The following is a 16002-nucleotide window of genomic DNA, read 5'->3' on the forward strand; positions in this document are numbered from 1 at the left end:
ACTCAAAAAACTATCAGAAAAAGCGGGCTAAATGCCCGCTTAAAATAAAAATCAGCAGTTATATTTTACACGCGCCGCCTTCACAATCGTCATCTTCCACTTCTGGAGCATCTTCTTGTGAATCTGAGGCGCCATCGCGAGTATTGTGGTAATACAAGGTTTTAACACCTAGTTTGTACGCGCTTAGTAAGTCTTTTAATAAGACTTGCATAGGTACTTTACCGCCTTCGAACTTGTTTGGATCATAATTTGTATTTGCAGAAATTGTTTGGTCAACAAATTTTTGCATTATGCCAACAAGCTGTAAATAACCATCGTTTGATGGAATGTCCCATAGTAGCTCGTACTGATCTTTTAAACGCTCATACTCAGGAACAACTTGTTTTAAAATACCGTCTTTACTTGCTTTAACGCTAATATGTCCACGTGGTGGCTCAATACCGTTAGTTGCGTTAGAGATTTGCGACGATGTTTCTGATGGCATTAACGCACTTAGTGTTGAGTTACGCATACCGTGCTCTTTAATACTTGCACGTAGTGTATCCCAATCAAGATGAAGTGGCTCATCACAAATTTTATCTAAATCACGTTTGTACGTATCTGTTGGCATAATACCTTGTGAATACGTTGTTTCGTTAAACTTAGGACACGCGCCACGCTCTTTAGCAAGCTCGTTTGATGCTTTCATTAAGTAATATTGAATAGCTTCAAAGGTTTTATGTGTTAATGCATTAGCGCTGCCATCAGAATAACGTTTACCGTTTTTAGCTAGGTAGTATGCGTAGTTAATTACGCCTATTCCTAGTGTACGACGACCCATAGTTGCATTTTTAGCAGCCGGTACAGGGTAGTCTTGGAAATCAAGTAAGTTATCAAGTGCGCGTACTGCAAGTTCAGCTAGCTCTTCAAGCTCATCAAGTGACTCTATTGCACCTAGGTTAAACGCAGAAAGTGTACAAAGGGCAATTTCGCCTTCTTCGTCATTCACGTTATTAAGTGGCTTAGTTGGCAATGCAATTTCTAAACATAAGTTAGATTGGCGAATTGGCGCAACTTTAGAAATAAATGGGCTGTGTGTATTACAGTGATCCACATTTTGTAAATAAATACGACCAGTACTTGCACGCTCTTGCGCAAACATAGAGAAAAGCTCAATGGCTTTAATGCGTTTTTTACGAATAGACTCGTCTTGTTCGTATTTAACGTAAAGTGCGTCAAACTCAGCTTGGTCTTCAAAAAATGCATCATAAAGGCCAGGCACATCTGATGGGCTAAATAATGTAATGTAATCATCTTTAATTAAACGAGAGTACATTAATTTATTAAACTGTACGCCGTAATCTAGGTGGCGAACGCGGTTGTCATCTACACCACGGTTATTTTTAAGTACAAGTAGGTTCTCTACTTCTAAATGCCAAAGCGGGTAGAATAATGTTGCTGCGCCGCCACGTACACCACCTTGTGAACAACTTTTAACCGCTGTTTGAAAGTGCTTATAAAAAGGGATACAACCTGTGTGATACGCTTCGCCGTTACGAATATGGCTACCTAGCGCACGAATTCGACCTGCATTAATACCAATTCCCGCACGTTGTGAAACGTATTTAACAATAGCTGAGGACGTTGCATTGATTGAATCAAGGCTGTCGCCACATTCAATCAATACACACGAGCTAAACTGGCGAGTAGGCGTACGTACACCCGACATAATTGGCGTTGGTAGAGATATTTTAAATAAAGATACTGCATCGTAAAAACGTTTAATGTAATCAGTACGTGTTTCACGTGGGTAATCTGAAAATAAGCTTGCCGCAACTAAAATATATAAAAACTGTGCACTTTCGTATATTTCACCCGATACACGGTTTTGAACGAGGTACTTACCTTCAAGTTGCTTTACAGCAGCGTAGCTAAAGTTAAGATCGCGAGAATGATCAAGGTATGCATCAAGCTCATCTAACTCTTGCTCTGTGTAATCTACTAGTAAATGAGCATCGTAGCGTTTATCGCCAACCATTTTTGTTACGTGGTCAAATAAACGTGGTGGCTCAAATTGACCGTACGCTTTTTTACGTAAATGGAATACAGCTAAACGTGCAGCTAAGTATTGGTAATCAGGCGATTCTTTTGAAATCTGATCCGCTGCTGCTTTAATGATGGTTTCGTGAATGTCTTTAGTACGAATACCGTCGTAAAACTGAATGTGCGACTTTAATTCAACTTGCGAAACCGAAACGTTGTTTAAACCTTCGGCGGCCCACTCAATAACGCGATGGATCTTATCCAGATCAAGAGGCTCTTTACGCCCGTCACGTTTGCTTACAGATAACTGTTGGTTCATTTGCCTGTATTCCTTGGGAATTATGTATTTTGACCAATGCTTTATACCTCGCCGGGGCAAGGTATATACTCATTTATTATAAGTTTCGCCATATTTGCGAATTTAATTGAATAACATTTGGCCACAATATCTGGTGTTGTTCAATTTAGAGATCACAAGATAGTGTGGTCTGAGTTGTTTTGCAAGGGACATAATTGCCCCTATTTGTGGATAACTTCGGGATAACGTATTTGTGTTAGTAGATACTCACCTTCGAACAATCATTTAAGTTGAAATATGTAAAAATCAACTAATGATCTGCTAAATTTACGCATTTTAAAAATAAATTTTGACTGCTTTTTTTATCAGCAAGCTTTGCGTAAAAACTAACACAATCACAATATATAGTGTTTATTAATTAACATGGCACTATATATGGTTAAAACCATCAATTGGGCTTTGCCAGTTAAAATCAGCATTCCAGCTGTTGGCTTCATCAATACTTGGTATGTAACCCCAAAGTGCCGTTGCTGTGCGCATACCTGCGGCTTTGCCTGCTTGTATGTCTCGCTGTGCATCACCAATGTACAAACAGCGTTTTGGTTGCACTCCCATAAGCTTTGCACAGTGTAGCAGCGGTAAAGGGGATGGCTTAGCTTCAGCTAAGGTGTCGCCACTTATTACTACACTAGCATTTTTCAATGCGGGAATTGCTGCCACTAAAGGATCAGTTAAAAACCCTGGTTTGTTAGTCATGATCCCCCATTTGATCTTTTTCTGATCAAGGGCAATAAGCAACGATTCAACACCGCTGAAGCAATGTGTGTGATTTGCTATGTTTGCAGCGTATTCGTCAACTAATTGCTTAATAAGCTCGCTTTGAGGTTGTGTGTCCCATAACTCTTTAAAACCAGCCTCTAATAATGCGCCTGCGCCGTTAGATGCCGCAGGACGGTATACATCACTACTAACAGGCTCTATTTTATTATTAATGAGAACTGCATTTAAAGCCGCACCTAAATCATCAGCGGTGTCGAGTAGAGTGCCGTCTAAATCAAATAAAAATGCATCGTACTCAATAAGGGGGAGGGGGGCTTGAGAGTTAGCCATTAAGCTAACTTCTCAAAGTACAGTATGTAATTTACGCTAACGTCACTATTGAGCGTATATTGCTTTGATAGTGGATTATAAGAAAGGCCTGTACTTGCACGAACTTTTAAACCCGCTTGCTCTGCCCATGCAATGAGCTGCGCAGGTTTTATAAACTTTTTATGGTCGTGTGTACCTTCAGGCACCATTTTTAAAAGCTTTTCAGCGCCAACAATGGCGTATAAATATGCCTTAGGTGTTTTGTTTAGGGTTGAAAAAAACACGTCTGCGCCTGGTTTGGCAAGTGCAGCTACTGCATGAATGATAGATGCTGGGTCGGGAACGTGCTCAAGCATTTCCATACAGGTTATTACATCAAAGCGCTCTGGGTGTTGCGATGCAAACTCTTCTGCTGGCACTTTTATGTAATCTACATTTATGCCAGTTTCTAAACTGTGCAACTTAGCAACAGTTAAAGGCTCTTGCCCCATATCGATGCCAGTTACTTTTGCGCCCATGCGCGCCATGCTTTGGCTTAAAATACCGCCACCACAGCCAACATCGAGTGTTTCTTTATCGAATAAGCCTTGCGTTTTGTTTGCTATAAAATCTAAACGTAACGGGTTAATTTCGTGAAGAGGTTTGAATTCTCCGTCTAGGTCCCACCAACGCTCGGCGATGGCTTCAAATTTTGCTATTTCTGCGTGATCTACATTTTGATGTTCGGTCATAAAATACTTCCTCGTCAATCTGAGGCCATTATATAGGGCTAAATTGATAAATCGCAAAGTTTTGCGCCTGTAAATTAAAATTAATTGTGATAGCATGGCTGTTAGAAATAATAACAATACTCTTAATACCCAATACCGGGTTGTTGAGAGCTGATACTGAAGGAATGTGATATCAAATGACTGATCTCGCCAATGAAATTCTGCCAGTCAATATTGAAGACGAGTTAAAAAACTCCTACTTAGATTACGCAATGAGCGTAATTGTAGGACGTGCATTACCAGACGTACGTGACGGCTTAAAACCTGTTCATCGCCGCGTTTTGTTTGCAATGAACGAGCTTAGTAATGACTGGAACAAGCCTTACAAAAAATCGGCCCGTGTGGTCGGTGACGTAATCGGTAAATACCACCCACACGGCGACAGTGCAGTTTATGACACGATAGTTCGTATGGCTCAGCCATTCTCACTGCGTTATATGCTAGTAGATGGCCAAGGTAACTTCGGTTCGGTTGATGGTGATTCAGCAGCGGCAATGCGTTATACAGAAGTACGTATGGCTAAAATGTCGCATGAGTTATTAGCCGATCTTGAAAAAGAAACGGTTGATTTCGTTCCTAACTACGATGGCACTGAGTTCATCCCTGATGTTTTACCAACGAAAGTTCCTAATTTATTAGTGAATGGTTCGTCAGGTATTGCAGTAGGTATGGCTACAAATATACCACCACATAACTTAACTGAAGTTGTAAATGGTTGTTTGGCACTTATTCAAAATCCAGATTTAACTATTTTAGAGTTAATGGATTATATTCCTGGTCCTGATTTCCCAACGGCTGCAATTATCAACGGTAAGAAGGGTATTGAACAAGCCTACTTAACTGGCCGTGGTAAAGTGTACATGCGTGCACGCGCCGACATCGAAACCGATGAAAAAACAGGCCGTGAAACAATCATCGTTCACGAAATTCCTTATCAAGTTAATAAAGCTCGTTTAATTGAAAAAATTGCTGAGCTGGTTAAAGATAAGAAAATTGAAGGCATTAGTGCGCTACGTGATGAATCAGATAAAGACGGTATGCGTATCGTTATTGAAATCAAACGTGGTGACGTAGGCGAAGTTATTTTAAACAACTTGTATTCACAAACTCAGTTACAAACTGTGTTTGGTATGAATATGGTTGCTTTAATTAATAACCAACCTAAATGTTTCAATTTAAAAGAAATGTTAGAAGAGTTTATTATTCACCGTCGTGAAGTAGTAACTCGTCGTACAGTATTTGATTTACGTAAAGCCCGTGACCGTGCACACACGCTTGAAGGCTTAGCGATTGCGCTTGCGAACATTGACCCAATTATCGAACTTATTCGTAAATCCCCTACACCTGCTGAAGCTAAAATTGCTTTAACAGCGCGTCCGTGGGAATTAGGTAATGTACAAGGTATGCTTGAAAAAGCAGGTGAAGACAATGTTGCTCGTCCAGATTGGTTAGCAAGCGAACTTGGTATTCGCGATGGTCAATATTATATCTCTGAGCAACAAGCTCAAGCAATTCTTGATTTGCGTTTACATAAGCTAACAGGTCTTGAACACGAAAAAATCTTGACCGAATACCAAGCGTTATTAGAACTAATTGCTGAACTACTTTATATTTTGGCAACTCCTGAGCGTTTAATGGAAGTTATACGTGACGAGCTAGTTGAAATTAAAGAGCAATATGGTGATGAGCGTCGCACTGAAATTAATGCAGCTGCTCACGATATCAGCCTTGAAGACTTAATTACCGAAGAAAACGTAGTCGTAACGCTTTCTCACGAAGGTTATGTGAAGTATCAAGCATTGTCTGATTACGAAGCACAGCGTCGTGGTGGTAAAGGTAAGTCAGCAACGAAGATGAAAGATGAAGATTTCATCGAACGTCTATTAGTTGCAAATACACACGATACTATATTGTGTTTCTCTACGGCCGGTCGTTTATATTGGCTTAAAGTATATCAGTTACCATTAGCGAGTCGTGCAGCGCGCGGTAAGCCAATTGTTAACTTGTTACCACTTGAAGCTGATGAACGTATTACTGCTATATTGCCAGTACGCGAGTACGCAGAAGATAAATACATCTTTATGGCAACAGCATTTGGTACAGTTAAGAAAACACCATTAACGGCTTACAGTCGTCAACGTGCAAGCGGTATTATTGCTGTTAACTTAAATGATGGCGATAGCCTGATTGGGGTTGATATTACCGATGGTAGCAACGAAATTATGTTGTTCACTGATGCAGGTAAAGTTGTACGCTTTAAAGAAGCTGAAGAAACAACAGTTGTTGATGAAAACGGTAACCCAGTATTAGACGAAGAAGGTAACCCTGAGATTCGTTTCAAAGGCGTTCGCCCAATGGGTCGTACCGCTACAGGTGTTCGTGGTATTAAAATGGCCGATGATCAACGCGTAGTATCGTTAATTGTACCAAAAACTGACGGTGCTATTTTAACGGTAACTGAAAATGGTTACGGTAAGCGTACACAACTAGAAGATTACCCATCTAAGAGCCGTGCAACACAGGGTGTTGTATCTATCAAGGTGAGTGAGCGTAACGGTGCTGTTGTTGGCGCTGTACAAGTTGATGATAACGACGAAATCATGATTATTTCAAATCGTGGTACCTTAGTACGTACTCGCGTTAATGAAGTTTCTACGGTTGGACGTAACACCCAAGGTGTTATTTTGATCAGAACTATTGACGAAGAGCAAGTAGTTGGTTTACAACGTATAGAAGAGATTGAAGTTACAGAAAGTGACTTGATTGATATTGAAGACGTTGAAACTGTAGATACGGTTATTGATGAAGTAGCGGATGATAATCCTCCTTCAGAATAATTGATATTGAAAAAGCGGCCTTGGCCGCTTTTTTTAATGTTGTTGAAAAAAATTAATAGGGTGTGAAGTTATATTCATTCACTAAAACTCAAAGGTTTAGTGGGTGGGTATTGAGCATTCATGCTTAGTAGTTAAATTACTGGAATGAGGCAAAGGTAATGAGTAAATATAATTTTTGTGCGGGGCCAGCTATGCTTCCGCAAGCGGTTATGAAAAAAGCACAAAAAGAGTTTCTAGATTGGCAAGATTTAGGTGTGTCTGTGATGGAAATAAGCCATCGTAGCAAAGAGTTTTTAGCCCTTACAGCTAAATGTGAAGCCAGCCTTCGTCGCCTAATGAATATCAGTGATGAATTTGAAGTGCTGTTTATGCATGGTGGTGGTCGTGGTCAGTTTAGTGCTGTGCCATTAAATTTACACCAAGAAGGCAAAGCTGCGGTTTATTGCGAAAACGGCGTGTGGTCAAAAAGTGCAACAGACGAGGCCAACAAGTTTACTCAAGCAACCTCTATTGATGTGCGTAATGATGCCAATGGCGAGTTTTCTATTAAACAGGTTGCTGATTGGGTGTTACCAGAAGATGCATCTTACATTCACTATTGCCCTAACGAAACGGTTGACGGCTTAGAAATTTTTGATGTACCAAGCCACCCAACTGCACCGATCGTTGCTGATATGTCGTCAACTATTTTATCACGCGAAATAGACGTTAATAAATTTGATTTAATTTACGCTGGTGCGCAAAAGAATATCGGCCCGTCGGGCATATCAATCGTTATTGTTCGTAAAACATTACTTGAGCGTGAAGGCTTACCTAAGCCAGGCATTTTAGATTACGCATTAGAAGCAAAACAAGGCAGCATGTTTAACACGCCTCCCACATTTGCTTGGTATTTAGCTGCTGAAGTATTTCAATGGCTTGAAAGTAATGGTGGCGTAAAAGCGATGGAAGTTCAAAATATTGCTAAAGCGCAGCTACTTTATGACTTTATTGATGAATCGAGCTTTTATACCAATAAAGTAGCTAAACATTGCCGTTCACGTATGAATGTTCCGTTTTGGCTTAACGATGAAAGCTTAAATGATAAGTTTGTTGCTCAGTCTAAAGATGCAGGGTTACTCGCTCTTGAAGGCCACAGAATTGTGGGCGGTATGCGCGCAAGTATTTATAACGCAATGCCTATTGAAGGTGTTCAAGCACTTGTAGACTTTATGGCTGCTTTTGCAAAGGAGCACAGCTAATGGAGCAGCTTCGTTTAGAACCTATTTCTAGAGTAAATGGCACAGTAACCCTACCAGGTTCAAAAAGTCTATCGAACAGAATTTTATTATTAGCAGCACTTGCAAGCGGTACTACCGTTGTAGAAAACTTACTTGATAGTGACGATATACGCCATATGCTGGGCGCCTTAAAGTTATTAGGTGTAAATGTAACTTTAAATGATGACCGCACTGTAGCCACCGTAGAGGGTGTTAGTGGTGTGTTTAATACACCGACTGAGCCATTGTTTTTAGGTAATGCGGGTACTGCTTATAGACCTTTAACGGCAGTACTTGCTGCCGTTGCTGGTAAGTACGAGCTAATTGGCGAGCCACGTATGGAAGAGCGCCCGATAGGGCACTTGGTTGACGCGCTGCAAGCATTGGGTGGTGATGTTACTTATACAAAGCACAAAGACTACCCACCACTTAAAATTGTGGGTGGCCAAATAAAAGGCGGTGAGGTTGAAATTGACGGCAGTATTTCAAGTCAATTTTTAACCGCTCTATTAATGGCAGCGCCATTATTTAACGGTGATACAACAATAACTATTAAAGGTACTTTAGTCTCTAAACCTTATATTGATATTACACTTGATGTAATGGCACGTTTTGGGGTTAATGTTGAGCACAGTGATTATGCAACCTTTAAAGTTAAAGGTGGTCAACAGTATCAATCATTAGATCGCATAATGGTTGAAGGCGATGCATCTTCTGCCTCTTACTTTGTTGCTGCGGCTGCAATTGCAGGCGGTGAGATTGAAATTAAGGGCGTGGGTGCCAAGTCGGTGCAAGGTGATATAGGCTTTGCCAAAGTAATGGAGCAAGTAGGCGCAAAAATTGATTGGTATGATGAGCGTTTAGTTGTTCGCAAAGGCGAACTAAAAGGTGTGGATATTGACGCCAATGCAATTCCTGATGCAGCTATGACTCTTGCAACTGTTGCTCTTTTTGCCAAAGGCCCAACAGCCATTCGTAACATTTATAACTGGCGAGTAAAAGAGACAGACCGTTTATATGCAATGGCAACTGAGCTTCGTAAAGTAGGCGCACAGGTTGTAGAAGGTGAAGATTTTATAGAGATCACCCCACCTGAAACATTTAATGATGTTGCTGTTGATACTTACGACGATCACCGTATAGCCATGTGTTTTGCAATGGTTGCCGTTGGTGGAAAGCCAATAACAATTAATGATCCAAAGTGTACCTATAAAACATTTCCTACATTTTTCAATGTTTTAGCGTCAGTCAGTGAATAAGCTAATTAGAAGTAATTACAAAAGTTACACACTAATAGCAGATATATTTTAATAACTGACGTATAATGTCGCGGTTTATTTAGGTGTGCATTGCAGGAGGTTTTAAATGCAGGCGTTATTAATGCCCGTGATCACCGTTGATGGCCCAAGTGGTTCAGGTAAAGGAACTGTTTGTCGCTTGTTAGCCGACAAGTTAGGGTGGGATGTATTAGATAGCGGTGCGATTTATCGTGTTTTATCTTTAGCTGCACTTCATCACCAAATTGCATTAGACAATGAAGAAGGGCTTGTCCCGCTTGCTGCAAATTTAGATGTGCAGTTTTTGGTAGATAGCCAAACTAATGCAGGAAAAGTTATTTTAGAAGGCGAAGATGTAACCACTACTATTCGTAATGAAGAAGTAGGCGCTGCGGCTTCAAAAGTTGCAGCATTACCTCGCGTTCGTGAAGCGTTATTACGTCGCCAGCGTGCATTTCGCACTGAAAATGGCTTAATTGCCGATGGCCGTGATATGGGCACTGTGGTTTTTCAAGATGCGCCGTTAAAAATATATTTAACAGCCAGTGCAGAAGAGCGTGCTCGTAGACGCTTTGTTGAGTTGAATACGCGCGGCCTTGATGTTACACTAAGTGGTCTATTACAGGACATTCAAGCTCGTGACGAGCGCGATATGAATCGCACCGTTGCTCCGCTTGTACCTGCAGAGGATGCTATTGAGATCGATACTAGCGATCTTAATGCACAGCAAGTGTTTGATAAGGTAATAACTTTATTGGATATTGCTATCTCTGAAGGTAAGCTTCCTAAACGAAGCTAAACACATTTTATGCGCCAGCAGGATGCCAGTGCTATTTTAACAACCCCATGCAGCATGGTTGCTTATTGGTATTAATATATGAGACGTATATTCGTATGTCAGAAAATTTTGCGCAGTTATTTGAAGAAAGCTTAAAGGGTTTTGAAGCAGAGCAAGGCTCTATCGTTAAAGGTACAGTAATCTCTATCGAGAATAACATTGTACTTGTAGATGCTGGTCTTAAATCAGAAAGTGCTATCCCTGCAGAGCAGTTCAAAAATGCTGCTGGTGAACTAGAAGTTGCTGTAGGCGACGAAGTAGATGTTGCACTAGATGCAATTGAAGACGGTTTCGGTGAAACTATCCTTTCTCGTGAGAAAGCTAAGCGTCACGAAGCATGGATCCGTCTTGAGAAAGCATGTGAAGAGCAAGAGACTGTTACTGGTGTTATCAACGGTAAAGTTAAAGGCGGTTTCACAGTTGAAGTTGATTCAATCCGTGCTTTCCTACCTGGTTCACTTGTTGATGTTCGTCCAGTACGTGACACAACTCACCTTGAAGGCAAAGAGCTTGAATTTAAAGTAATCAAGCTTGACCAAAAACGTAACAACGTTGTTGTTTCACGTCGTGCAGTTATCGAATCTGAAAACTCACAAGAACGTGAAGAGCTTCTTGCTAACCTTGTTGAAGGCCAAGAAGTTAAAGGTATCGTTAAGAACCTTACTGACTACGGTGCATTCGTTGACCTTGGTGGTGTTGATGGTCTACTACACATTACTGATATGGCTTGGAAGCGTGTTAAGCACCCTTCAGAAATCGTTAATGTTGGCGACGAAATCGCAGTTAAAGTTCTAAAATTCGACAAAGATAAAACTCGTGTTTCTCTAGGCCTTAAACAGCTTGGTGAAGATCCATGGGCAGCTATCGCTGGTCGTTACCCAGAAGGTTCTAAACTTTCTGGTCGTGTTACTAACCTTACAGATTACGGCTGTTTCGTGGAAATCGAAGAAGGCGTTGAAGGTTTAGTACACGTTTCTGAAATGGATTGGACTAACAAGAACATCCATCCTTCAAAAGTTGTAAGCCTTGGCGACACTGTTGAAGTTATGGTTTTAGAAATTGACGAAGAACGTCGTCGTATTTCTCTTGGTCTTAAGCAATGTATTGCTAATCCTTGGCAGGAATTTGCTCGTCTACAAAACAAAGGCGATCAAGTTACTGGTAAGATCAAATCAATCACTGACTTCGGTATCTTTATCGGTCTTGACGGTGGTATTGACGGTCTTGTACACCTTTCAGACATTTCTTGGAATACACCTGGCGAAGAAGCTGTACGTGAATTCAAGAAAGGCGACGAAATCACTGCTATCGTATTGCAAGTTGACCCAGAGCGTGAACGTATCTCTCTAGGTGTTAAGCAAATCGAAGCTGACCCATTCAATAACTACCTTGATGCAAACAAAAAAGGTGCTATTGTTAAAGGTAAAGTGACTGAAGTTGATGCGAAAGGCGCAACTGTTGAACTTATCGAAGGCGTTGAAGGTTACATCCGTGTAGCTGATATCGCTCAAGAGCGCGTTGAAGATGCAACTACTGTTGTTTCTGTAGGCGACGAGATTGAAGTTAAATACGTTGGTGTTGATCGTAAGAACCGCACTTTAAGCTTATCTGTAAAAGCTCTTTTCGAAGCAGAAGAGAAAGAAGTACTAGAGAAGCTTAAGAAAGAAGAGCCAGTGTTTGAAAACGCAATGGCAGCTGCTTTCGCAAATGCACAAAAAGACTAATATATAATTAGTTTTTAGTTGGAAGGGCATTTTTTGCCCTTCCTATATCTCTTTTTAAGGAAACGCTATGACTAAGTCAGAATTGATAGAAATACTTGCGGAACAACACGCACACGTTCCAGTGAAAGATGTTGAGAATGCTGTAAAAGAAATTCTTGAACAAATGGCCGGCTCATTATCTACTTCAGATCGTATTGAGATCAGAGGTTTTGGTAGTTTCTCTTTGCATTTCCGCGCTCCTCGCACAGGTCGTAATCCTAAGACTGGCGATACAGTTGAGCTTGAAGGAAAGCATGTACCTCATTTTAAACCAGGCAAAGAATTACGCGACCGCGTGAATGAAAGCATTGCCTAGTTAACTTAGTGGAGTAGTTACTTGTTCAAGGTATTAAAAATTATTCTGGTTGCACTATGCCTTATCAGTGCATTTGTATTAGGGTCACAAAACCCACAGTTAGTACAAGTAAATTACATTATAGCCAGTAATACGCTACCTTTAGCTGTAATAATAAGTATCTGCTTTTTATTAGGTGTTTTGATTGGTTGTTTTATTAGCTTTAAATTGTTTTCGCAATTAAAGTGGCAAAACTACCGCTTAAAAAAGCAATTAGCGCCTGAAAAAGATAAAAAAAAGCTTGCCGCGAATAAAGACACCTAACTATGATTGAGCTTTTGTTTTTACTATTACCTGTTGCCGCTGGTTACGGTTGGATTATGGGTAAAAACAGTGCTAAAAACCAAGCTCATCAACTTAATCGTCAGATCACTTCTGAATATAGCAAAGGCTTAAAATTTCTACTCGATAGAGAAGAAGATCAAGGCTTAGAGCATTTAATCAACTTACTTGAAGTTTCAGCCGACTCGGTTGAACACTATTCTACACTTGCCACCATGTTTCGCCGTAGAGGTGAATTAGACCGCGCTATAAAAATTCACGAACTTCTATTAAAACACCCAAGCTTAAATGAACAACAAGCTGCAACTAGCCGTTTAGAATTAGCCGAAGATTATATAATGGCCGGACTACTAGATAGTGCGGAAGAGCACTTAGTTTGGCTAGTTAAAGCAGGGCATGTAGAAGCGCTGGACCCTATTATCACTTTATATTCGCAAACCCGTGAGTGGGAAAAAGGCATCAACATGTTTGAAGCCCATAGCGAACTATTTTCAAAAGAACAGCAATTTAAAGCAATTGCTAATTTTTATTGTGAGTCAGCTTTAAGTGACAATACACCCCAACTAATGAGAAAAGCGATTAGCTTAAATTATAAAGCCGTGCGTCCGCTTTACGAGTTAGGGTTAGTTGCTTACGCAAAAGAAGATTACGTTAAAGCTATTTATTACTGGCGTGAACTTGTCTCTCAATTTACCTTGTTTGCTCCGTTGTTTATTGATGAGCTGGCACACAGTTATAAACAATTGAATTTGACGCATCAATTTCACGAGTTAGTCAGTGACTTGTTAGAGAAGGGCGGAGTATTAATTAAAATAAAGCATTGCCAAGCATTACTTGAGCAAGGTCACACCAAGCAAGCCTTTGAATTTTTAACTGATAGCTTAAAACGTCAACCTACTATTCGTGGTTTTAGTTTTTTACTGCAATTAATGGGTGACCAAAATAAAAATACTAAAGAAGTACTTAACGAAATTGATAAGCTTGTAACCTCTTATATTGCTACAAAACCAGATTTTCAATGCCAGCATTGTGGTTTTACAAGCTACACCATATATTGGAATTGCCCTTCTTGTAAGCATTGGGAAACCATTGTTCCAAGTCGAGGCTTAGACGGATTTTAATAACCCCATAATTTATAACTTTACTGCCATTCACTAGGATAGTTATGTCTTTCGAACACTCAAAAAAAATTCTTATTGCATTAGATTACGATGATCAAGAAGTTGCTTTAAACTTTGTTAAACAACTTTCTCCTGATACTTGCCGTCTCAAGGTCGGCAAAGAAATGTTTACCTATTTTGGACCTGCATTTGTTAAAGAGTTAATTGATTTAGGTTTTGATGTTTTCTTAGATTTAAAGTTTCATGATATTCCTAATACAGTAGCTAAAGCGGTTACTGCAGCTGCTAAAATGGGGGTGTGGATGGTAAACGTTCATGCTTCTGGTGGCTTTGAAATGATGAGCAAAGCTAAATCGGCTCTAGAGCAATTTGGTGACAAAGCCCCATTACTTATCGCTGTGACTGTATTAACAAGTATGGATGAAACAGAGCTTAAGCGTTTAGGTGTTGATAAATCAGCTCAAGAGCAAGTTATCTATTTAGCTAAGCTTGCAAAGGAAGCTGGGCTTGATGGTGTCGTGTGCTCTGCACAAGAAGCAAAAGCTTTAAAAACAGAGTTAGGTGATAGCTTTAAGCTTGTTACGCCTGGTATACGCCCTGAAGGGAGTGATGCGGGTGATCAAAAGCGTATAATGACACCTAAGCAAGCTATAGATTCAGGAAGTGACTATTTAGTGATAGGCAGACCGATTACTCAAGCAGATAATCCTGTAAAAGTGCTTAGTGATGTTAATAACTCTATAGCTTAATTTAACAATAAGCAGTCATATAGTGCTAAAACCCCTTACCTTATGTGAGTTTTATGTTACATTAATAAAATCAAAATGTAGTAGGGGTTTGTTTTGAAGTTATTTTTTGGTTCTATAGTAATTGTTATTGCGGGTTTTTCAGTAAATAAGTACGTTTTTTCTAATAAAGCATACGATGGTGTAACAACCGTTACAGATATAATTCCAACGTATCCAGTCGATATGTTTGATTTTAAAAAAACAATGCAAGATTATGCTCATCATCTGTGTTACAAAAATGAAGATACACTCATATCTCAGCATGTAAGCGTTAGTGAATGTATATCAAAGCTTGATGATAAAAAAACAGAATGTGAAAAAAAGGTTTTTCGTTTGGCGCCGCTCAATCTTGAGTCGGAAGTTGAAGTGCTTGATTATTCAAGGCAATATACGCAATGTACATTGCCTTATAAATATATTTTAGGTTAATTACAAACAGGTATTATTAGTAATTACAGCCAATTATAATTAAGATCTTAAGCGAATGGATTTCGCTTCAATATCTATTAACTCTTGTTTAAATAAGCCACCAATTGCTTTTTTATAATTAGCCTTACTTGTAGAAAACATCTTTTTTATTGCTTCAGGATCAGACTTATCACCAAGTGGAATAACACCGCCTTCGTTTTTAAGCTTTTGCATAATAGTTTCACCAAGGTCACTTACTTTTCCCATACCTGGCTTTTCTAGTACAACATCAATTTTTCCGTCGTCACGTACTTTTTGAATATAGCCTTTAAGCTTTTGACCCACAAATAAGCTTTTAAATACCATATTGTAAAAAACAACACCGAAGTGCGACTCTTCAACTAATACTTTGTAGCCAATATCTGTTTTGCCAGCAACAATTAAATCCACTTCTTGTAAGTGAGTATATTGCGGCTCATCTTTTGATAAGAAACGATTAAAATTGTTTGAGGCACAAATACGTTGGCTTGCATTATCAAGGTACAGGCGTACTAAATAAGAATGGCCTTCTTGCATGCGTGGCTTTTGTTCATTAAAAGGTGCAAGCACATCTTTCTCAAGCCCCCAATCTAAAAATGCCCCAATACTATTTATTTCTTTAACGCGTAGTAGGGCATACTCGCCAACTTGAGCATGTGGTTTCTTTATTGTTGCTGTGGCTAAATTAGCATTGTCTAAAAAGATAAATACACTAATACTATCGCCCGCTTCAAGCTCATGTTTTATTTCTTGTTTTGGTAAAAATACTTCACCTAAATCATGGCCGTCTAAGTAAGCACCTTCGTTACTCACTTCTTTTACAAATAATGTTTGTGTGGTTCCTAGGTAACTCATA

14 protein-coding genes are annotated in these 16002 nt (G+C 39.7%); 10 read left to right on the top strand and 4 right to left on the bottom strand.

Going from position 1 to position 16002, the window contains the following annotated elements:
* Positions 1-58: 58 nt before the first annotated feature.
* From nrdA to ubiG, 3 genes are all read right to left on the bottom strand, one after another.
* On the bottom strand, positions 59-2341 hold the full coding sequence (gene nrdA / locus H5116_RS00980) for a class 1a ribonucleoside-diphosphate reductase subunit alpha (protein WP_002961160.1): 2283 nt from the start codon (positions 2339-2341) through the stop codon (positions 59-61).
* A 408-nt stretch (positions 2342-2749) separates the two neighbouring features.
* Positions 2750-3430 carry an HAD family hydrolase gene (locus H5116_RS00985; protein ID WP_182715356.1) on the bottom strand — a complete coding sequence of 227 codons (681 nt, stop codon included), beginning with the start codon at positions 3428-3430 and terminating at the stop codon, positions 2750-2752.
* A complete protein-coding gene (ubiG, locus tag H5116_RS00990) occupies positions 3430-4140 on the bottom strand; it encodes a bifunctional 2-polyprenyl-6-hydroxyphenol methylase/3-demethylubiquinol 3-O-methyltransferase UbiG (RefSeq protein ID WP_182711299.1) in 711 nt (236 codons plus the stop codon). Before ubiG ends, H5116_RS00985 begins: the two co-directional genes overlap by 1 nt.
* A 176-nt stretch (positions 4141-4316) precedes the next feature.
* Between ubiG and gyrA the strand changes: the two genes are divergently transcribed.
* The 10 genes from gyrA to H5116_RS01040 all read left to right on the top strand — a co-directional run bounded on the left by gyrA (position 4317) and on the right by H5116_RS01040 (position 15128).
* Positions 4317-7016: a DNA topoisomerase (ATP-hydrolyzing) subunit A gene (gene gyrA, locus H5116_RS00995; protein WP_002961163.1), complete on the top strand. Its 2700-nt coding sequence runs from the start codon at positions 4317-4319 to the stop codon at positions 7014-7016.
* Positions 7017-7174: 158 nt separating this feature from the next.
* The gene (gene serC, locus H5116_RS01000; protein ID WP_024595544.1) at positions 7175-8257 is read left to right on the top strand and encodes a 3-phosphoserine/phosphohydroxythreonine transaminase; all 1083 of its coding nucleotides are present in this window, start codon (positions 7175-7177) and stop codon (positions 8255-8257) included.
* Positions 8257-9534: a 3-phosphoshikimate 1-carboxyvinyltransferase gene (gene aroA, locus H5116_RS01005; protein WP_154903187.1), complete on the top strand. Its 1278-nt coding sequence runs from the start codon at positions 8257-8259 to the stop codon at positions 9532-9534. The genes serC and aroA overlap by 1 nt, the downstream gene beginning before the upstream one ends.
* A gap of 106 nt (positions 9535-9640) precedes the next feature.
* Positions 9641-10351 carry a (d)CMP kinase gene (gene cmk / locus H5116_RS01010; protein WP_154903185.1) on the top strand — a complete coding sequence of 237 codons (711 nt, stop codon included), beginning with the start codon at positions 9641-9643 and terminating at the stop codon, positions 10349-10351.
* A 95-nt stretch (positions 10352-10446) separates the two neighbouring features.
* A complete protein-coding gene (gene rpsA / locus H5116_RS01015; protein ID WP_002961176.1) occupies positions 10447-12114 on the top strand; it encodes a 30S ribosomal protein S1 in 1668 nt (555 codons plus the stop codon).
* Between the two features lie 67 nt (positions 12115-12181).
* Positions 12182-12469: an integration host factor subunit beta gene (gene ihfB / locus H5116_RS01020; RefSeq protein WP_002961178.1), complete on the top strand. Its 288-nt coding sequence runs from the start codon at positions 12182-12184 to the stop codon at positions 12467-12469.
* A gap of 21 nt (positions 12470-12490) precedes the next feature.
* Positions 12491-12772: a lipopolysaccharide assembly protein LapA domain-containing protein gene (locus H5116_RS01025; protein WP_039489780.1), complete on the top strand. Its 282-nt coding sequence runs from the start codon at positions 12491-12493 to the stop codon at positions 12770-12772.
* Positions 12773-12774: 2 nt separating this feature from the next.
* Positions 12775-13911, top strand: coding sequence for a lipopolysaccharide assembly protein LapB (lapB, locus tag H5116_RS01030; protein WP_002961182.1), 1137 nt, complete (start codon positions 12775-12777; stop codon positions 13909-13911).
* A 44-nt stretch (positions 13912-13955) separates the two neighbouring features.
* Positions 13956-14660, top strand: a complete 705-nt coding sequence (pyrF, locus tag H5116_RS01035; protein WP_002961184.1) for an orotidine-5'-phosphate decarboxylase — start codon at positions 13956-13958, stop codon at positions 14658-14660.
* Between the two features lie 93 nt (positions 14661-14753).
* A complete protein-coding gene (locus H5116_RS01040) occupies positions 14754-15128 on the top strand; it encodes a hypothetical protein (RefSeq protein ID WP_024595713.1) in 375 nt (124 codons plus the stop codon).
* Positions 15129-15167: 39 nt separating this feature from the next.
* Here H5116_RS01040 and H5116_RS01045 read toward each other — a convergent pair whose 3' ends face one another.
* Complete coding sequence (locus H5116_RS01045; protein ID WP_182715357.1) at positions 15168-16001, bottom strand: S1 RNA-binding domain-containing protein; 834 nt, start codon at positions 15999-16001, stop codon at positions 15168-15170.
* Position 16002: the final 1 nt, after the last annotated feature.

It is taken from the genome of Pseudoalteromonas sp. SG45-2 (assembly GCF_014164115.1).
Taxonomy (GTDB): Bacteria; Pseudomonadota; Gammaproteobacteria; order Enterobacterales; family Alteromonadaceae; genus Pseudoalteromonas; species Pseudoalteromonas distincta.